Source organism: Streptomyces showdoensis, assembly GCF_039535475.1.
GTDB classification, from domain to species: Bacteria; Actinomycetota; Actinomycetes; order Streptomycetales; family Streptomycetaceae; genus Streptomyces; species Streptomyces showdoensis.
Genome location: NZ_BAAAXG010000026.1, coordinates 3,914,091 through 3,932,994 on the forward strand (window position 1 = coordinate 3,914,091; position 18,904 = coordinate 3,932,994).

At 69.3% G+C, this 18,904-nt stretch carries 13 protein-coding genes and 3 rRNA genes; 13 read left to right on the forward strand and 3 right to left on the reverse strand.

From position 1 onward, the window contains the following. The first annotated feature begins 222 nt into the window (after positions 1-222). The 5 genes from ABD981_RS30965 to ABD981_RS30985 all read left to right on the forward strand — a co-directional run bounded on the left by ABD981_RS30965 (position 223) and on the right by ABD981_RS30985 (position 7,633). Positions 223-1,748 (forward strand): 16S ribosomal RNA (locus ABD981_RS30965). 283 nt (positions 1,749-2,031) lie between these two features. After that, positions 2,032-5,152 (forward strand): 23S ribosomal RNA (locus tag ABD981_RS30970). Positions 5,153-5,258: 106 nt separating this feature from the next. Further along, positions 5,259-5,375 (forward strand): 5S ribosomal RNA (gene rrf, locus ABD981_RS30975). The 16S, 23S and 5S rRNA genes sit together here, the layout of an rRNA operon. Positions 5,376-5,564: 189 nt before the next feature. After that, the gene (locus tag ABD981_RS30980) at positions 5,565-6,872 is read left to right on the forward strand and encodes a hypothetical protein (RefSeq protein ID WP_205628223.1); all 1,308 of its coding nucleotides are present in this window, start codon (positions 5,565-5,567) and stop codon (positions 6,870-6,872) included. Next, positions 6,857-7,633 carry a tetratricopeptide repeat protein gene (locus tag ABD981_RS30985; protein ID WP_046909545.1) on the forward strand — a complete coding sequence of 259 codons (777 nt, stop codon included), beginning with the start codon at positions 6,857-6,859 and terminating at the stop codon, positions 7,631-7,633. The genes ABD981_RS30980 and ABD981_RS30985 overlap by 16 nt, the downstream gene beginning before the upstream one ends. Positions 7,634-7,701: 68 nt before the next feature. Here ABD981_RS30985 and ABD981_RS30990 read toward each other — a convergent pair whose 3' ends face one another. Further along, positions 7,702-8,988, reverse strand: a complete 1,287-nt coding sequence (locus tag ABD981_RS30990) for a DUF1015 domain-containing protein (RefSeq protein WP_046909544.1) — start codon at positions 8,986-8,988, stop codon at positions 7,702-7,704. Positions 8,989-9,073: 85 nt separating this feature from the next. Between ABD981_RS30990 and ABD981_RS30995 the strand changes: the two genes are divergently transcribed. The 4 genes from ABD981_RS30995 to ABD981_RS31010 all read left to right on the forward strand — a co-directional run bounded on the left by ABD981_RS30995 (position 9,074) and on the right by ABD981_RS31010 (position 13,263). Next, positions 9,074-10,141, forward strand: coding sequence for an HAD-IIA family hydrolase (locus ABD981_RS30995; RefSeq protein WP_046909543.1), 1,068 nt, complete (start codon positions 9,074-9,076; stop codon positions 10,139-10,141). 199 nt (positions 10,142-10,340) lie between these two features. Next, positions 10,341-11,300, forward strand: a complete 960-nt coding sequence (locus ABD981_RS31000) for a FecCD family ABC transporter permease (RefSeq protein ID WP_123954747.1) — start codon at positions 10,341-10,343, stop codon at positions 11,298-11,300. Then, entirely contained in the window at positions 11,297-12,331 is a 1,035-nt protein-coding gene (locus ABD981_RS31005) for a FecCD family ABC transporter permease (protein ID WP_046909541.1), read from the forward strand. Before ABD981_RS31000 ends, ABD981_RS31005 begins: the two co-directional genes overlap by 4 nt. Then, entirely contained in the window at positions 12,328-13,263 is a 936-nt protein-coding gene (locus ABD981_RS31010) for an ABC transporter ATP-binding protein (protein WP_046909540.1), read from the forward strand. The genes ABD981_RS31005 and ABD981_RS31010 overlap by 4 nt, the downstream gene beginning before the upstream one ends. Before the next feature lie 15 nt (positions 13,264-13,278). Here the strand turns inward: ABD981_RS31010 and ABD981_RS31015 are convergent, their stop codons facing one another. Further along, entirely contained in the window at positions 13,279-13,626 is a 348-nt protein-coding gene (locus ABD981_RS31015) for an SCP2 sterol-binding domain-containing protein (protein ID WP_046909539.1), read from the reverse strand. A 192-nt stretch (positions 13,627-13,818) separates the two neighbouring features. Here ABD981_RS31015 and ABD981_RS31020 point away from each other — a divergent pair, with 192 nt between their 5' ends. From ABD981_RS31020 to recN, 4 genes are all read left to right on the forward strand, one after another. Continuing rightward, on the forward strand, positions 13,819-14,082 hold the full coding sequence (locus tag ABD981_RS31020) for a hypothetical protein (protein WP_046909558.1): 264 nt from the start codon (positions 13,819-13,821) through the stop codon (positions 14,080-14,082). Between the two features lie 7 nt (positions 14,083-14,089). Further along, positions 14,090-14,905, forward strand: coding sequence for a TlyA family RNA methyltransferase (locus ABD981_RS31025; protein ID WP_046909538.1), 816 nt, complete (start codon positions 14,090-14,092; stop codon positions 14,903-14,905). Then, positions 14,902-15,825, forward strand: a complete 924-nt coding sequence (locus tag ABD981_RS31030) for an NAD kinase (protein WP_046909537.1) — start codon at positions 14,902-14,904, stop codon at positions 15,823-15,825. The genes ABD981_RS31025 and ABD981_RS31030 overlap by 4 nt, the downstream gene beginning before the upstream one ends. Positions 15,826-15,987: 162 nt before the next feature. After that, positions 15,988-17,706 carry a DNA repair protein RecN gene (gene recN / locus ABD981_RS31035; protein WP_046909536.1) on the forward strand — a complete coding sequence of 573 codons (1,719 nt, stop codon included), beginning with the start codon at positions 15,988-15,990 and terminating at the stop codon, positions 17,704-17,706. A 72-nt stretch (positions 17,707-17,778) separates the two neighbouring features. On the opposite strand, the gene ABD981_RS31040 is transcribed toward recN, so the two are convergent. Continuing rightward, positions 17,779-18,846 carry an HNH endonuclease signature motif containing protein gene (locus ABD981_RS31040; RefSeq protein WP_240495329.1) on the reverse strand — a complete coding sequence of 356 codons (1,068 nt, stop codon included), beginning with the start codon at positions 18,844-18,846 and terminating at the stop codon, positions 17,779-17,781. Positions 18,847-18,904: the final 58 nt, after the last annotated feature.

The window sequence follows — 18,904 nt, forward strand, 5'->3', positions numbered from 1 at the left end:
AGGGTAAGTACAAAGGAAGCGTCCGCACCTTGAGAACTCAACAGCGTGCCAAAAATCAACGCCAGATTAGTTGATACCCCGTCCATCTTCGGATGGTCGAGGTTCCTTTGAAAAAGTCCACCCTCCGGGGTGGCACACAGCGAGGACGCTGTGGACAGCAGGCCCTATTCCGGCTTGTCTGTCCCGCTCAACGCGAGTGTCTAGCCGGATTACCGGCAAACATTCACGGAGAGTTTGATCCTGGCTCAGGACGAACGCTGGCGGCGTGCTTAACACATGCAAGTCGAACGATGAAGCCCTTCGGGGTGGATTAGTGGCGAACGGGTGAGTAACACGTGGGCAATCTGCCCTTCACTCTGGGACAAGCCCTGGAAACGGGGTCTAATACCGGATACGACCTGCCGAGGCATCTCGGCGGGTGGAAAGCTCCGGCGGTGAAGGATGAGCCCGCGGCCTATCAGCTTGTTGGTGAGGTAACGGCTCACCAAGGCGACGACGGGTAGCCGGCCTGAGAGGGCGACCGGCCACACTGGGACTGAGACACGGCCCAGACTCCTACGGGAGGCAGCAGTGGGGAATATTGCACAATGGGCGAAAGCCTGATGCAGCGACGCCGCGTGAGGGATGACGGCCTTCGGGTTGTAAACCTCTTTCAGCAGGGAAGAAGCGAAAGTGACGGTACCTGCAGAAGAAGCGCCGGCTAACTACGTGCCAGCAGCCGCGGTAATACGTAGGGCGCAAGCGTTGTCCGGAATTATTGGGCGTAAAGAGCTCGTAGGCGGCTTGTCACGTCGGGTGTGAAAGCCCGGGGCTTAACCCCGGGTCTGCATCCGATACGGGCAGGCTAGAGTGTGGTAGGGGAGATCGGAATTCCTGGTGTAGCGGTGAAATGCGCAGATATCAGGAGGAACACCGGTGGCGAAGGCGGATCTCTGGGCCATTACTGACGCTGAGGAGCGAAAGCGTGGGGAGCGAACAGGATTAGATACCCTGGTAGTCCACGCCGTAAACGTTGGGAACTAGGTGTTGGCGACATTCCACGTCGTCGGTGCCGCAGCTAACGCATTAAGTTCCCCGCCTGGGGAGTACGGCCGCAAGGCTAAAACTCAAAGGAATTGACGGGGGCCCGCACAAGCAGCGGAGCATGTGGCTTAATTCGACGCAACGCGAAGAACCTTACCAAGGCTTGACATATACCGGAAAGCATTAGAGATAGTGCCCCCCTTGTGGTCGGTATACAGGTGGTGCATGGCTGTCGTCAGCTCGTGTCGTGAGATGTTGGGTTAAGTCCCGCAACGAGCGCAACCCTTGTCCTGTGTTGCCAGCATGCCCTTCGGGGTGATGGGGACTCACAGGAGACCGCCGGGGTCAACTCGGAGGAAGGTGGGGACGACGTCAAGTCATCATGCCCCTTATGTCTTGGGCTGCACACGTGCTACAATGGCCGGTACAAAGAGCTGCGATGCCGCGAGGCGGAGCGAATCTCAAAAAGCCGGTCTCAGTTCGGATTGGGGTCTGCAACTCGACCCCATGAAGTCGGAGTTGCTAGTAATCGCAGATCAGCATTGCTGCGGTGAATACGTTCCCGGGCCTTGTACACACCGCCCGTCACGTCACGAAAGTCGGTAACACCCGAAGCCGGTGGCCCAACCCCTTGTGGGAGGGAGCTGTCGAAGGTGGGACTGGCGATTGGGACGAAGTCGTAACAAGGTAGCCGTACCGGAAGGTGCGGCTGGATCACCTCCTTTCTAAGGAGCACAGTACCGATTGCAGGCAAACGTTCTGCACGGTCAGCTCATGGGTGGAACGTTGATTAGTTGGCGTGAGTGACCTGAAGGTCTCCTAGTACTGCTTCGGCGTGGAACGGGGAACACGGATGGTGCTCACGCTTGGCACGTTGTTGGGTATCTGAGGGTACGGCCGAAAGGTCTGCCTTCGCGATGCCGGCCCCAGTGAACTCACCGCTTCTGTGGTGGGGTGATGGGTGGCTGGTCGTTGCTTGAGAACTACACAGTGGACGCGAGCATCTGTGGCCAAGTTTTTAAGGGCGCACGGTGGATGCCTTGGCACCAGGAACCGATGAAGGACGTGGGAGGCCACGATAGTCCCCGGGGAGCCGTCAACCAGGCTTTGATCCGGGGGTTTCCGAATGGGGAAACCCGGCAGTCGTCATGGGCTGTCACCCATGCCTGAACACATAGGGCATGTGGAGGGAACGAGGGGAAGTGAAACATCTCAGTACCCTCAGGAAGAGAAAACAACCGTGATTCCGGGAGTAGTGGCGAGCGAAACCGGATGAGGCCAAACCGTATGCGTGTGAGACCCGGCAGGGGTTGCGCATGCGGGGTTGTGGGATCTCTTTTTCACAGTCTGCCGGCTGTGAGACGAGTCAGAAACCGCTGATGTAGTCGAAGGACATGCGAAAGGTCCGGCGTAGAGGGTAAGACCCCCGTAGACGAAATGTCAGCGGCTCGTTTAAGAGACACCCAAGTAGCACGGGGCCCGAGAAATCCCGTGTGAATCTGGCGGGACCACCCGCTAAGCCTAAATATTCCCTGGTGACCGATAGCGGATAGTACCGTGAGGGAATGGTGAAAAGTACCGCGGGAGCGGAGTGAAATAGTACCTGAAACCGTGTGCCTACAAGCCGTGGGAGCGTCGGATGCAAGCTTGCTTGCATCTCGTGACTGCGTGCCTTTTGAAGAATGAGCCTGCGAGTTTGCGGTGTGTTGCGAGGTTAACCCGTGTGGGGAAGCCGTAGCGAAAGCGAGTCCGAATAGGGCGATTCAGTAGCACGCTCAAGACCCGAAGCGGAGTGATCTAGCCATGGGCAGGTTGAAGCGGAGGTAAGACTTCGTGGAGGACCGAACCCACCAGGGTTGAAAACCTGGGGGATGACCTGTGGTTAGGGGTGAAAGGCCAATCAAACTCCGTGATAGCTGGTTCTCCCCGAAATGCATTTAGGTGCAGCGTCGTGTGTTTCTTGCCGGAGGTAGAGCACTGGATAGGCGATGGGCCCTACCGGGTTACTGACCTTAGCCAAACTCCGAATGCCGGTAAGTGAGAGCACGGCAGTGAGACTGTGGGGGATAAGCTCCATGGTCGAGAGGGAAACAGCCCAGAGCATCGACTAAGGCCCCTAAGCGTACGCTAAGTGGGAAAGGATGTGGAGTCGCAGAGACAACCAGGAGGTTGGCTTAGAAGCAGCCACCCTTGAAAGAGTGCGTAATAGCTCACTGGTCAAGTGATTCCGCGCCGACAATGTAGCGGGGCTCAAGCGTACCGCCGAAGTCGTGTCATTGCAGCAATAGGGCCAACGCCCGCTGTGATGGGTAGGGGAGCGTCGTGTGCCGGGTGAAGCAGCCGCGGAAGCGAGTTGTGGACGGTTCACGAGTGAGAATGCAGGCATGAGTAGCGATACACACGTGAGAAACGTGTGCGCCGATTGACTAAGGGTTCCTGGGTCAAGCTGATCTGCCCAGGGTAAGTCGGGACCTAAGGCGAGGCCGACAGGCGTAGTCGATGGACAACCGGTTGATATTCCGGTACCCGCTTTGAAACGCCCAATATCGAGCCCATTAATGCTAAGGCCGTGAAGCCGCCCCGGAGCCTTCGGGCAAAGGGGAGTGGTGGAGCCGCTGACCCAAGGTGGTAGTAGGTAAGCGATGGGGTGACGCAGGAAGGTAGTCCAGCCCGGGCGGTGGTTGTCCCGGGGTAAGGGTGTAGGCCGTGTGATAGGCAAATCCGTCACACATTAAGGCTGAGACCTGATGCCGAGCCGATTGTGGTGAAGTGGATGATCCTATGCTGTCGAGAAAAGCCTCTAGCGAGTTTCATGGCGGCCCGTACCCTAAACCGACTCAGGTGGTCAGGTAGAGAATACCGAGGCGTTCGGGTGAACTATGGTTAAGGAACTCGGCAAAATGCCCCCGTAACTTCGGGAGAAGGGGGGCCATCACTGGTGATCGGATTTACTCCGTGAGCTGGGGGTGGCCGCAGAGACCAGCGAGAAGCGACTGTTTACTAAAAACACAGGTCCGTGCGAAGCCGTAAGGCGATGTATACGGACTGACGCCTGCCCGGTGCTGGAACGTTAAGGGGACCGGTTAGCTCTGTTTCGACAGGGCGAAGCTGAGAACTTAAGCGCCAGTAAACGGCGGTGGTAACTATAACCATCCTAAGGTAGCGAAATTCCTTGTCGGGTAAGTTCCGACCTGCACGAATGGCGTAACGACTTCTCGACTGTCTCAACCATAGGCCCGGTGAAATTGCACTACGAGTAAAGATGCTCGTTTCGCGCAGCAGGACGGAAAGACCCCGGGACCTTTACTACAGTTTGATATTGGTGTTCGGTTCGGCTTGTGTAGGATAGGTGGGAGACTTTGAAGCCGTGACGCCAGTCATGGTGGAGTCGCCGTTGAAATACCACTCTGGTCGTGCTGGATGTCTAACCTCGGTCCGTGATCCGGATCAGGGACAGTGTCTGATGGGTAGTTTAACTGGGGCGGTTGCCTCCCAAAGGGTAACGGAGGCGCCCAAAGGTTCCCTCAGCCTGGTTGGCAATCAGGTGTTGAGTGTAAGTGCACAAGGGAGCTTGACTGTGAGACCGACGGGTCGAGCAGGGACGAAAGTCGGGACTAGTGATCCGGCGGTGGCTTGTGGAAGCGCCGTCGCTCAACGGATAAAAGGTACCCCGGGGATAACAGGCTGATCTTCCCCAAGAGTCCATATCGACGGGATGGTTTGGCACCTCGATGTCGGCTCGTCGCATCCTGGGGCTGGAGTCGGTCCCAAGGGTTGGGCTGTTCGCCCATTAAAGCGGTACGCGAGCTGGGTTTAGAACGTCGTGAGACAGTTCGGTCCCTATCCGCTGTGCGCGTAGGAATATTGAGAAGGGCTGTCCCTAGTACGAGAGGACCGGGACGGACGAACCTCTGGTGTGCCAGTTGTCCTGCCAAGGGCATGGCTGGTTGGCTACGTTCGGGAGGGATAACCGCTGAAAGCATCTAAGCGGGAAGCCTGCTTCGAGATGAGTATTCCCACCTCCTTGAGAGGGTAAGGCTCCCAGTAGACGACTGGGTTGATAGGCCGGATGTGGAAGCCCAGTAATGGGTGGAGCTGACCGGTACTAATAGGCCGAGGGCTTGTCCTCAGTTGCTCGCGTCCACTGTGTTAGTTCTGAAGCAACGAACGGTTGCTGGTTTCTAGAGCTAGAACACAACTACAGAGTGTGCTTGTTCGCTCGAAACCGATAGGGTTTCGGTGGTCATAGCGTTAGGGAAACGCCCGGTTACATTCCGAACCCGGAAGCTAAGCCTTTCAGCGCCGATGGTACTGCAGGGGGGACCCTGTGGGAGAGTAGGACGCCGCCGAACAATATTTCAGGGACCCCTGGTCCCAGCGTTCACGCTGGGACCAGGGGTCCTTTTGTTTTTCCTTGAATTTTTCTGAAGCGCGCGTCGGGGTGCCGGCTGCGCGAGAATGACTGCAGTACCCGAAGACAGGAGTCACGTCGATGTCCACCAACTCTCCCGACGACCGTCCGGAGCGCGAGCCGCGCCGCCGTGACGGTGGCGACCGGGGCGGCTTCCGTGGGCCGCGTCGTGACGACAACCGTGGCGGCAGCGGCGGTGGCGGCTACCGTGGCCGCGACGACCGCCCGTCCTTCCGTCGCGACGACCGTCGTGATGACCGCCGCGATGACAACCGCGGTGGTGGCAGCGGTGGCGGTGGCTACCGTGGCCGTGACGAGCGTCCGTCGTCCTCGTACCAGCGTGACGACCGCCGGGACGACAACCGTGGCGGTGGCGGTGGCTACCGTGGCCGCGACGACCGTCCCTCCTTCCGCCGTGACGACAACCGCGGTGGTGGCAGCGGCGGCGGTTTCCGTCGGGATGACAACCGTGGCGGCGGCAGCGGTGGCGGGTTCCGTCGCGACGACCGGCGTGACGACAACCGTGGTGGCGGCGGCTTCCGCCGTGACGACCGTCCGTCGTCCTCGTACCAGCGTGACGACCGCCGGGACGACAACCGCGGTGGCGGCGGTGGCTACCGTGGCCGCGACGACCGTCCCTCCTTCCGTCGCGACGACAACCGCGGTGGTGGCAGCGGTGGCGGTGGCTACCGTGGCCGTGACGAGCGTCCGTCGTCCTCGTACCAGCGTGACGACCGCCGGGACGACAACCGTGGCGGTGGCGGTGGCTACCGTGGCCGCGACGACCGTCCCTCCTTCCGCCGTGACGACAACCGCGGTGGTGGCAGCGGTGGCTACCGTGGCCGTGACGAGCGTCCGTCGTCCTCGTACCAGCGTGACGACCGCCGGGACGACAACCGTGGTGGCGGCGGGTTCCGTCGCGACGACCGGCGTGACGACAACCGGGGCGGCGGCGGCTTCCGCCGTGACGACCGCCGGGACGACAACCGTGGTGGCGGCTTCCGTCGCGACGACCGTCCGTCTTTCCGTCGCGACGAGCGCCGTGACGAGCGTCCGTCCTCCTCGTACCAGCGTGACGACCGCCGCGACGAGCGCCCCTCCTCGTACCAGCGTGACGACCGCCGCGACGAGCGCCCCTCCTCGTACCAGCGTGACGACCGCCGCGACGACAACCGCGGTGGCGGCTTCCGTCGCGACGACCGGCGTGACGAGCGGCCCCGTGGTCCGCGTCGTGACGACGACCGGCGTGGTGGCGGCGGTTTCCGTGGCCGCGACGACCGTCGGGACGACCGGGGCGGTTTCCGCGGCCGGGACGACCGTGGCGGGTACGGGCGCCGGGACGACCGGGACCGTCCGGACCGCGCGCCGATCAAGCGGCTGCCGATCCCGCCGGAGGTCACCGGTGAGGAGATCGACCCGGATGTGCGCCAGGAGCTGATGAGCCTGCCCAAGGGGCTGGCCGAGGACGTCGCGCGCAACCTCGTCATGGTCGCCCAGCTGATCGACGAGGAGCCGGAGAAGGCGTACGAGTACTCGCGCATCGCGCTGCGGCTCGCCTCCCGTGTCGCCGCCGTCCGTGAGGCGGCCGGCTTCGCGGCGTACGCGACGCAGAAGTACTCCGAGGCGCTGGCCGAGTTCCGGGCCGCGCGGCGGATGACCGGCAGCGTCGAGCTGTGGCCCGTCATGGCGGACTGCGAGCGCGGTCTGGGCCGTCCCGAGCGTGCGCTCGCGATGGCCGGCGAGCCCGAGGTGCAGAAGCTGGACAAGGCCGGGCAGGTCGAGATGCGGCTCGTCGCCGCCGGCGCCCGCCGGGACATGGGGCAGCTCGACGCGGCCATCGTGACCCTGCAAAGCCCCGAGCTGGCGTCCAACGCCAACCACCCCTGGACCGCCCGACTGCGCTACGCGTACGCCGACGCGCTGCTGGCCGCCGGTCGCGAGCGTGAGGCGCGCGAGTGGTTCGCCAAGGCGCTGGAGTCCGACAAGGACGGCTCCACGGACGCCTCCGACCGGCTCGCCGAGCTGGACGGGGTCGAGTTCGTCGACGCGTTCGAGGACGACGAGGAGGACGAGGCGGCCGAGGCCGAGGCCGGCGAGGTCGAGGGTGACGACGCCGACGACTTCGACGACGACCACGACGACGAGCTCGACGAGGGTGTCGAGGGTGTCGACGAGGACCGTGAGCGCGACAACGGCTGACGGCTGAGTGCAGGACGAAGGGCCCATCCCGCAGGCGGGATGGGCCCTTCGTCATGTCCGGGGCCGGGTCAGTCGAGGGCCAGGCTCCGCAGGACCAGGCCCGTCGCCGGCTTGGGGCCGAAGGAGGTCGACTTGCGGGGCATCGTCACACCCTGCCGGGCGAGGTCGCGGACGACCTCCTCCTTCACCGGGTGCATCAGGACCGCCGTACCGCCCCGGCGCTCGGCCTGGTCGACGGCGGCCTGGGTGTCGTGGATGTAGGCGATGTCCTCGGGGTCGTCCGGGATGTGCCAGACGTGGTCCAGGAGCGTCGAGTGCAGCACCGTCGCGTCCAGGGTGCGCCAGGCGTCGGGGCGGTCGGTGCGGATCGTGCGGGCCAGCAGCTCGGGGTCGGGGCGGTCGAGCAGGTGGAAGGAGCCGTCGCCGGCGAGGAGGAAGGCGTTGCCCTTCGCCGTGGCCGCCGCCAGGGCCTCCTGGGCCGCGGACAGCGGGCCGTCGACGCGCGTCACGAGGAAGGCGTCGCCGACGGCCGCCAGCGCGTCGGCGACCGGGAGGCGGTTGAGCAGGCGGTGGATCGCGCGGACCCGCAGCGGGTAGCGGGCCGTGTCGATGAGGAGGACCAGGCCGTAGTTCCAGGGGCCGGGCGCGGTGTGCTCCTCGCGCAGGCGCAGGTACGTGGCCCAGCGGTGGTGGCCGTCGGCGATCAGGGCCTGGTGGCGGCCGAGCTCGGCGGCGACGGCGGCGAGGTCGGCCGGGTTGGTGACCGCCCAGAGGCGGTGGTGGAAGCCGTCCTCGGTGGTGGTCGAGAGCAGCGGCTCGCGTTCGACCGTGCGGTCGATGACGCTGCCGGCCCCGTCGCCGTCGCCGCGGTAGGTCAGGAGCAGCGGCTCCAGGTTGGCGGCGGTGGTGCGCATGAGGGCCGCGCGGTCCTCGACGACGTGCGGCATCACGTCCTCGTGGGGGAGGACGACGCCCTCGCCGGGCGCGGACAGTTCCAGGGCCCCGATGAGGCCGCGCTGGAGGATGCCGTCGCCGCGCTGCTCGTACACGTAGATCGCGGGGTCGGGGTCCGGGGCGAGGATGCCGTCGGCGAGCCAGCGGTCGAGGGTGACGGCCGCCTTGCGGTGCCGGGTGCCGGCGGTGATGGCCTGGGGGAGGATCAGCCGCACGATGTTGTGCGGGTCGGCGGACTCCAGGTGGTGGAGTCCGTCGGGTCGTACGACCACGTCGTACGGGGGTGAGGTCACGGCTGCCAGGCTGCCGACCCGTGCGGGCACGTATCGGAGACCCCGGAACGGGGCCAGGCGCAGTCCTGGGGCGCGGACGTCATCGGCCGCGTGACCTGAAGTGTTCATCTCGTCATCGTATGTGGCCGGTAGCGATGAGCGATGATCGGGGGAGTGAGGGAATTTCACCCGTTGACGTGAGGAGTGCGTGGTCATGACGGGAATCGGCCAGGGCCGGCAGGGCAGGATTCGGCCGGGCGGCAGTGCGGTCGCGCTGAGCGAGGCGTACGACACGGCGCTGCTCGACCTGGACGGCGTCGTCTACGCCGGAGGGCACGCGATCCCGTACGCCGTCGAGGCGCTGGGGACGGCCCGGGCGGGCGGGATGCACCTCGCGTACGTCACCAACAACGCGCTGCGGACGCCGGAGGCGGTGGCGGCGCACCTCACCGAGCTGGGGGTGCCGGCGGAGGCCGGCGACGTGATCACCTCGGCGCAGGCGGTGGCCCGGCTGATCGCGGACGAGCTGCCGCCCGGCTCGCGGGTCCTGCTGATCGGCGGCGAGGGGCTGCGGGTGGCGCTGCGCGAGCGGGGTCTGGTGCCGGTGGAGTCGGCGGACGACGACCCGGCGGCGGTGGTGCAGGGGTACGGCGGGCCGGAGCTGCCGTGGGGGCGGTTCGCCGAGGCCAGCTACGCGGTGGCGCGGGGGCTGCCGTGGTACGCCTCGAACACGGACCTGACCATCCCGGGGGCGCGGGGGATCGGGCCGGGCAACGGCGCGGCCGTGGAGGTCGTCCGGATCGCGACCGGGGCGGAGCCGAAGGTCGCGGGCAAGCCGTTGCCGCCGATGCACCGGGAGACGGTGCTGCGGACCGGGGCCGAGCGGCCGCTGGTGGTCGGGGACCGGCTGGACACGGACATCGAGGGGGCGTTCAACGGGGGCGTGGACTCGCTGCTCGTGCTGACCGGTGTCACGGACGTGGCGCGGCTCCTCGCGGCCGTCCCGGAGCACCGGCCGACGTACGTGGCGGCCGACCTGCGCGGGCTGCTCGTGGCGCAGCCGGAGGTCGCCGGGGGCGCCGAGGGGGCGTTCCTGTGCGGGGGCTGGACGGCCTCGGTGAGCGGCGGTGCGCTGGTGGTGGAGGGCGTGGAGGAGACGGCCGGTCGGCTGGATCCGCTGGACGGCGTACGGGCGCTGTGCGCGGCGGCCTGGGCGCACGCGGGTGGGGGGGCGTGCGGCCTCGACGCGGGGAAGGCGCTGGGGCGGCTGGGGCTGGAGTGATCGGAGGGCCCGGGGCGGCGGGCTGCGGGTTCGTACGTCCGGGTCCGGATCCTCCCGGTGTCCAGGGGATCGATCCCGTGGGAGGGTAGGCTAACCTAACCTCGTGTTGGTCGAGAGCCCCTCCCGTGCGAGCGCGGAGCCGGTCGGTCCTGTCCGGAAACCGTCGCGTCGCCATTCCCTGCGTGCCGTCGGACTGGTCGTGGCCGTCGGCGTCCTGCTGCTGGTCTGTGTCCTGAGCATCATGATCGGTGCCAAGCCGGTGCCGCTCGGCGACGTGTGGCACGGACTGTTCCAGAACAGCGGCATCCGCAACGACGTCGTCATCCACGACGTCCGCGTCCCCCGCACCATCCTCGGGCTGCTCGTCGGCCTGGCGCTCGGGCTCTCCGGGGCCGTCATGCAGGGCCTCACCCGCAACCCGCTCGCCGAGCCCGGGCTGCTCGGCGTCAACGCCGGCGCCGCCGCGGCGGTCGTGTCCGCGATCGCGTTCCTCGGGGTCACCGACGCCGACACCTACGTGTGGTTCGCCTTCATCGGCGCCGCGGTCGTCTCCGTCCTCGTCTACGTCCTCGGCGGCAGCCGCAGCGCCACCCCCGTGCGCCTCGCGCTCGCCGGCACGGCGGCCACCGCCGCGCTGTACGGGTACGTCAACGCCGTGCAGCTGCTGGACTCCGCCGCCCTGGACCGGCTGCGCTTCTGGACGGTCGGCTCGCTCGCCTCCGCCACCATGGACACCGTCGGGCAGGTCGCGCCCTTCATCCTGGTCGGCGCCGTGCTCGCGCTGCTCATCGCCCGACCGCTGAACGCCATGGAGCTCGGCGACGACACCGCCCGCGCCCTCGGCGCCCACCTCAACCGCACCCGGGCGATCGCGATGGTCTCGGTCACGCTGATGTGCGGGGCCGCGACCGCCGCCTGCGGCCCGATCGTCTTCCTCGGCCTGATGGTCCCGTACATCGTGCGGTCGATCACCGGCCCGGACATGCGCTGGATCCTCCCGTACGCGGCCGTCCTGTCGCCCGTGCTCCTGCTCGGCTCCGACATCATCGGCCGGGTCGTCGCCCGGCCCTCCGAACTCCAGGTCGGCATCGTCACCGCGCTCATCGGCGGGCCCGTCTTCATCCGACTCGTCCGCCGCAAGAGGATGGCCACCCTGTGAGCACCAAGACCCTGCGGACCGCCGGCGGGCTCTCCGTACGCTACGCACCGCGCGCGCTCCTCTCCGTCCTCGGCCTGCTCCTGCTGGCCGTCGCCGCCGCGGTCGTCCTCATCGGCAGCGGCGACTTCCCCATCGCGCCCGCCGACGTCGTCGCCACCCTGCTCGGCCACGGCACGCCCGTGCAGGAGTTCGCCGTCATGGACCTGCGGCTGCCGAGAGTCCTGGTGGCCGTCTTCGTCGGCGCCGCGCTCGGCATCGGCGGCGCGGTCTTCCAGTCGGTCTCCCGCAACCCGCTGGGCAGCCCCGACGTCATCGGCTTCGGCCAGGGCTCCACCGTCGGCGCGCTCACCGTCATGGTGCTCTTCCAGGGCGGCGCCGCCGCGGCGGCCGGCGGCGCGGTCGTCGGCGGCCTCGTCACCGGCGTCGTGATCTACCTGCTCGCCTGGAAGCGCGGGGTGAGCGGCTACCGGCTCGTGCTCATCGGCATCGGCGCCGCCGCCATGCTCACCGCCGTCATCAACTACCTCATCACCAAGGCGCAGTTCGTCGACGCCGCCCGGGCCACCGTCTGGATGACCGGATCGCTCGACGGCCGCGACTGGGCCCAGTTCTGGCCGCTGCTCGCCGTCAGCTGCGTGCTGCTGCCGGTCGTGCTCGGCCACGGGCGGGCGCTGCGCATGCTGGAGATGGGCGACGACGCCGCCTACGCCCTCGGGGTGAAGGTCGAGCGGACCCGGATCGTGCTCATGGGCTCGGCCGTGCTGCTCGTCGCGGTCGCCACCGCCGCCGCGGGGCCGATCGTCTTCGTCTCCCTCACCGCGCCCCAGCTGGCCCGCCGGCTCACCCGCTCGCCCGGGCCCAACCTCGCCGCGTCCGCGCTGATGGGCACCGCCCTGCTGCTCCTCGCCGACTGGGCCGCCACCAACGCGTTCGGCGAGCGCCAGCTGCCGGTCGGCGTCGTCACCGGCGTCCTCGGCGGCTGCTACCTGCTGTGGCTGCTCGTCAGCGAGCGCAAGGCGGGCCGGATATGACCACCCAGAACACCACCAGGAGCAAGGGTATGAACGGGCAGCAGCAGGCGCAGCGGCTCATGGCCGAGTCGGTCACGCTCGCCTACGACCAGCGGGTCATCGCCCGCGACCTCAGCGTCGCGATCCCCGACAACTCCTTCACCGTCATCGTCGGGCCCAACGCCTGCGGCAAGTCGACGCTGCTGCGCGCCCTCTCCCGGATGCTCAAGCCCAGCCAGGGGCGCGTCCTGCTCGACGGGCAGGCGATCCACTCGCTGCCCGCCAAGAAGGTCGCCAAGACGCTCGGCCTGCTGCCGCAGTCCTCCGTCGCCCCCGACGGCATCACCGTCGCCGACCTCGTCGCCCGGGGCCGCTACCCCCACCAGGGGCTGCTGCGCCAGTGGTCGCCCGAGGACGAGCGGATCGTGCAGGAGTCGATGGCCGCGACCGGGGTCGCCGAACTCGCCGAGCGGTACGTCGACGAGCTCTCCGGCGGTCAGCGGCAGCGCGTCTGGATCGCCATGGCCCTCGCCCAGCAGACCCCGCTGCTGCTGCTCGACGAGCCGACCACCTTCCTCGACATCCAGCACCAGATCGACGTCCTCGACCTGTGCGCCGAGCTCCACGAGAACCAGGGCCGCACCCTCGTCGCCGTCCTGCACGACCTCAACCACGCCGCCCGTTACGCCACCCACCTGATCGCCTGCCGCGACGGCGAGGTCGTCGCCGAGGGGCCGCCGTCCGAGGTGGTCACGGCGGAGCTCGTCGAGCGGGTCTTCGGGCTGCGCTGCCAGGTCATCGAGGACCCGGAGACCGGCACGCCGCTGGTCGTCCCGGCGGGGCGCAAGGCGAGGGCCGGGCGCAAGGCGGTGGCGCCCGTGGAGTCCGCGGCGCCCGTGGAGGCGGCTCCTGCGGTGCCGGCCGTGCTGCCGGAGCCCGCGCCCGCGACCTGAGCCGAAAGACGCGGCCTAGAGCAGCGAGCGCAGCCGCAGCAGATCGCGGAAGCCCGCCTCCAGGCCGACCCGGCCGGAGGCCCAGGCCTTGGCGAAGTTCAGCTCGCCGTCCACCATCGCCACCAGGTCGTCCCCGGTCATCCGGAGACGGATCTGCGCCTTGTGGGGCGGCGGGCCGGGGACGGTGTCCTCGACCTCGATCCGGCCGTCCACGAGACGCCCCGTGAAGGTCGTGTCCAGGTCGGTGAGGTGGCAGCTCAGGCTGCGGTCGAACGCGGCCGCGCCGCGCACCCCCTCGTCGGCCCGCGCGAGGTTGTCCGAAAGTCTGCTCAGTGCGCCGCGGCACTCGGTGATCGTCGCCATCGCCGTCGACGGTACCCCAGCGCTTCGCGATAGCGTCGGGGCATGAGCGACGCGTACCCGTACCCCGGGGGTGCCCGGCGGGCCGACGGCGACCCGGCGGACCTCGACGAGGACCTCCCGCACCCCCCGCCGGGGCCGGACCCGCTGGCCGCCGTGGCGCCGGCCCTGGCGCCGGCCCTGGCGCCGGCCGTGGTGGGGGCGGCGGTCGCCGCGGAGCCGGGCGGGGACGCCGGGGCCGACCCCTACGAGGCCGCCGGGCCCGCTCCGCTCGGCGTCGTGCGGACCCCCACCGGGCGGCCCGCCGTCGACGCGCTGCTGGACCGGCTCGGCGACGCCGACCACCTCACGGCCGACGGACACCTCGACGTGTACGAGGATGTACACCGTGGGCTGCGCGCCGAGCTGACCTCGCTCGACGAGCACCCCGCCCCCCGTCCGTACGACAACAGGAGCTGAACCGAACGTGGCAGGACCGGTCCGCCGCCGTCTCGACGCCGAGCTGGTACGGCGCAAGCTGGCGCGCTCGCGCGAGCACGCCAGCCAGCTGATCGCCGCGGGCCGGGTGACCGTCGGCAAGACCGTCGCCACCAAGCCCGCCACCCAGGTGGAGACCGCCGCGGCCATCGTCGTCGCCCAGGACGACGCCGACCCCGACTACGTCTCGCGCGGCGGCCACAAGCTGGCCGGGGCCTTCGCCGCCTTCGTGCCGCAGGGCCTGCGCGTCGAGGGCCGGCGCGCCCTGGACGCGGGCGCCTCCACCGGCGGCTTCACCGACGTGCTGCTGCGCGCCGGCGCCGCCCACGTCATGGCCGTCGACGTCGGCTACGGGCAGCTCGCCTGGTCGCTGCAGAGCGACGAGCGGGTCACCGTCAAGGACCGCACCAACGTGCGCGAGCTGACCCTCGACGCCATCGACGGCATCCCCGTCGACCTCGTCGTCGGCGACCTGTCGTTCATCCCGCTCGGCCTCGTGCTGCCCGCCCTCGCCGCCTGCACCGGGCCCGGCGCCGACCTCGTCCTGATGGTCAAGCCGCAGTTCGAGGTCGGCAAGGAGCGGCTCGGCACCGGCGGCGTCGTGCGCAGCGCCGAGCTGCGCGCCGACGCCGTGAAGAACGTGGCCCGGCAGGCGGGCGAGCTCGGGCTCGGTGTCCTCGGCGTCACGGCCAGCCCGCTGCCCGGGCCCTCGGGCAACGTCGAGTACTTTCTGTGGCTGCGGGCCGGGGCGCCCGCCCTTGATCCGGCGGACGTCGACCGCGCCGTGGCGGAAGGACCTCGTTGAGCACTGGTTCGAGCACCTCGACCGACAGCACCCGTACCGTCTTCCTGCTCGCGCACACCGGCCGGCCGGCCGCGGTGCGCAGCGCCGAACTCGTCGTCCTCGGGCTGCTCCGCAGCGGCATCGGGGTGCGCGTCCTGGAGGCGGAGGCGGCCGACCTGCCGCTGCCGCCGTCCGTGGAGAAGGTCCCGGAGGCCTGCTCCGACGCGCTCGACGGCTGTGAACTCCTCGTCGTCCTCGGCGGCGACGGCACCCTGCTGCGCGGCTCCGAGTTCTCCCGCGCCTCCGGGGTGCCGATGCTCGGCGTCAACCTCGGCCGGGTCGGCTTCCTCGCCGAGGCCGAGCGCGACGACCTCGACAAGGTCGTCGACCGGGTCGTGACCAAGGCGTACGAGGTCGAGGAGCGGATGACCCTCGACGTGACCGTCTACCAGAACGGCGACGTCCTGCACCGGGACTGGGCGCTCAACGAGGCGGCCGTGCAGAAGGTGTCGCCGGAGCGGATGCTGGAGGTCGTCCTCGCGATCGACGGGCGGCCGGTGACCGGCTTCGGCTGCGACGGCGTCATCTGCGCGACGCCGACCGGCTCGACCGCGTACGCCTTCTCGGCGGGCGGGCCGGTGATCTGGCCGGAGGTCGAGGCGCTGCTCATGGTGCCGATCGGGGCGCACGCCCTGTTCGCCAAGCCGCTGGTCACCACGCCCGACTCGGTGCTCGCCGTCGAGGTCGAGCCGCACACCCCGCACGGGGTGCTGTGGTGCGACGGCCGGCGGACGGTGGAGCTCCCGGCCGGCGCCCGGGTCGAGGTCCGGCGCGGCGCCGTCCCGGTCCGGCTCGCCCGGCTGCACCACGCCTCCTTCACGGACCGGCTGGTGGCGAAGTTCGCCCTGCCGGTGTCGGGATGGCGCGGGGCGCCGCACTGACGCCGGCGGGGCCGGCCGGCCCTGCCGGGCCGTCGGCGGGACCGGAGATCCACTCCAGTGGGTGATAGAAGGCCCCTCCGACCTGCGGGTTCGCGCTCAGTCGGCAGGGGCCGTCGCACAGCGGTGCCCGGACCTCGTAAGGTCTTCTCCGTGTTGGAGGAGATGCGGATACGGTCGCTCGGAGTCATCGACGACGCGGTGGTCGAGCTGTCGCCCGGGTTCACCGCGGTGACCGGTGAGACCGGCGCGGGCAAGACGATGGTCGTGACCAGCCTCGGGCTGCTGCTCGGCGGGCGCGCCGACCCGGCCCTGGTACGGATCGGGGCGGGCGCCGCCGTCGTCGAGGGCCGCATCGCGCTGCCCCCGGGCGCGCCGGTCGCGGCGCGCGCCGAGGAGGCGGGCGCCGAGCTCGACGAGGGCGCGCTGCTCGTCAGCCGCACCGTCTCGGCCGAGGGGCGCTCGCGGGCGCACCTGGGCGGGCGCTCCGTGCCCGTGGGGCTGCTGGCCGAGCTGGCCGACGAGCTCGTGGCCGTGCACGGCCAGACCGACCAGCAGGGACTGCTCAAGCCGGCCCGGCAGCGCGGCGCCCTCGACCGGTACGCGGGGGACGCCGTCGCCGTCCCGCTCGGCGCGTACGGCGAGGCGTACAAGCGTCTGCGGGCCGTCACCGCAGAGCTGGAGGAGATCACCACCCGGGCCCGGGAGCGGGCCCAGGAGGCCGATCTGCTGCGGTTCGGGCTGGGCGAGATCGAGGCCGTGGCGCCGCTGCCGGGCGAGGACGTCGAGCTGGCCGCCGAGGCGGAGCGGCTCGGCCACGCCGAGTCCCTGGCCTCCGCCGCCGCCCTCGCGCACGCCGCGCTCGCGGGCCAGCCCGAGGACCCGGAGGCCGTGGACGCGACGACGCTGGTCGCGGGCGCGGGCCGGGCCCTGGAGGCCGTACGGGCGCACGACCCGGCGCTCGCCGCGCTCGCCGACCGGATGGGGGAGATCTCCATCCTGCTGTCGGACGTGGCCGGGGAGCTCGCCGGGTACGCCGACGACCTGGACGCCGACCCGCTGCGGCTCGCCGCCGTCGAGGAGCGGCGGGCCCTGCTCACGCAGCTGACCCGGAAGTACGGGGCGGACATCGCGGCCGTGCTCGCCTGGGCCGAGGAGAGCGCGGCCCGGCTCACCGAACTGGACGGCGACGACGACCGCGTCGGCGAGCTGACCGAGGAGCGCGACCGGCTGCGCGACGAGCTGTCGGTGCTCGCGCAGCGGCTCACCGACGCGCGGACGGAGGCGGCCGACCGGTTCGCCGACGCCGTCACCGCCGAACTGGCCTCGCTGGCCATGCCGCACGCGCGGGTGTCGTTCGCGATCCGGCAGACCGAGGACCCCGACGGCGTCGAGGTCGGCGGCCGCCGGGTCGCCTACACGCCGTCCGGCGCCGACGAGGTGGAGCTGCTGCTCGCCCCGCATCCGGGTGCCCCGCCGCGGCCGATCGCCAAGGGCGCGTCCGGCGGTGAGCTGTCCCGGGTGATGCTCGCGGTGGAGGTCGTCTTCGCGGGCACGGACCCGGTGCCGACCTATCTCTTCGACGAGGTCGACGCGGGCGTCGGCGGCAAGGCGGCCGTGGAGATCGGGCGCCGGCTCGCCAAGCTGGCGAAGACCGCGCAGGTCGTGGTCGTCACCCACCTGCCGCAGGTGGCCGCGTTCGCCGACCGCCAGCTGCTCGTGGAGAAGACCAACGACGGCTCCGTGACCCGCTCCGGCGTCACCGTCCTGGAGGGCGAGGACCGGGTGCGCGAGCTGTCCCGGATGCTCGCCGGCCAGGAGGACTCGGAGACCGCGCGGGCGCACGCCGAGGAGCTCCTCGCCACGGCGCGGGCGGACGGATGACGGCCTCCGTCTGACGGCTCGCGGCCCGCGGTTCGCGTCCGGCGGTCGCGTCCGGCGGGCCACGGCGGCGGGTCACGGTCCGGGGGCCCGGTCCGGTCCCCGGCCGCCGTCGGTCCCGTCGGTCCCGTCGCGGTCGGGGGGCGACAGGTGCGTCACGATCCCCTGGCCGGGGCCGGTCTCCCCGGTCACGCGGCGGCGTGCCACGTCGTAGGCCCAGGCGTACGTCGAGACCTTCTTCTCGATCGAGAAGTGCTTGCCCGTGGCGGAGTCGAGCACCGTGTGGAACTCCTCCATGAGCTCCTCCCACACCGCCGACGTGAAGTGCGCGTCCGTCCAGCCGTACAGCCCCTTCAGCTCGCGCTTGACCGCCGAGAAGAAGGACTGCGGCTCCCTGCGCGGCGTGCCGACCCGCACCCCGTTCCGGCTCAGCCACTCCTGGAGTTCCGCCGGGGCGTCCAGCCACTTGTCCGGGCTGTCGCGGAGCTCGGCGTAGTCGACCCAGGCCCAGAAGCTCTCGGCGTCGGCGACGTCGGGGGCCTCGGCGTGGTGGGCGGGACAGAGCAGGGCGAAGTTCCGCACGTCGTTGGAGCCGCCGAGCTTGTCGGGGACCACGTGGCAGCGCTCGACCGGCCGCTTCCAGCAGACCAGGCAGGCGGGCTCGTCCAGCCCCAGGTACGCGGTGATGGCCTTGAGCGTCGGCTTGGACCTGCGCTCCTCCGCGTGCCTCTCGCGCGGCTTCAGGGACAGCTCCGCCGCGTCGTAGCCGTAGTCGCTGCCGTCGTCCGGGTAGCCGATGACCAGGGTGGCGGGCAGGTCGTCGCGCTGACGGTCGTTGCGGACCCGGAAGAGCGGCGTACTGAGTTCGGTCAGGTACTGCAGCAGGTAGCCCATGCCGAAGTCCTGCATCAGCTCGAAGGCGTCGTGGTCGAAGCCCCCCGCCGAGTTCCGGTGGCCCTGGATGTCGAGGAACAGCAGGCGCGGCGCCCCGGGGGACTCCCGCTGGGCCCAGCCGACCATCTCGAAGAGGCGCTGGGCGCAGCGCTCGAAGTTCTCGTACACCTTCATGTCGTGGTAGATCGCCACCCCTTCGGGCGTCTTCCCCGGACCCCTGCGGGTCTGCTGCCGCGGCTTCCTCGCCATGTCCCCTCCCGTGTCACGTCGTGCGCGGACAGCCTGTCAGCCGCCTCTGACACGGCGT

What these genes read in the sequence shown, in the direction of transcription:
- ABD981_RS31040 (WP_240495329.1), bottom strand. Translation starts at nt 18,846, where the DNA reads ATGGCGAGGAAGCCGCGGCAGCAGACCCGCAGGGGTCCGGGGAAGACG.
- ABD981_RS31010 (WP_046909540.1), top strand. Translation starts at nt 12,328, where the DNA reads ATGACCACCCAGAACACCACCAGGAGCAAGGGTATGAACGGGCAGCAG.
- recN (WP_046909536.1), top strand. Translation starts at nt 15,988, where the DNA reads ATGCGGATACGGTCGCTCGGAGTCATCGACGACGCGGTGGTCGAGCTG.
- ABD981_RS30995 (WP_046909543.1), top strand. Translation starts at nt 9,074, where the DNA reads ATGACGGGAATCGGCCAGGGCCGGCAGGGCAGGATTCGGCCGGGCGGC.
- ABD981_RS31015 (WP_046909539.1), bottom strand. Translation starts at nt 13,626, where the DNA reads ATGGCGACGATCACCGAGTGCCGCGGCGCACTGAGCAGACTTTCGGAC.
- ABD981_RS30990 (WP_046909544.1), bottom strand. Translation starts at nt 8,988, where the DNA reads ATGAACACTTCAGGTCACGCGGCCGATGACGTCCGCGCCCCAGGACTG.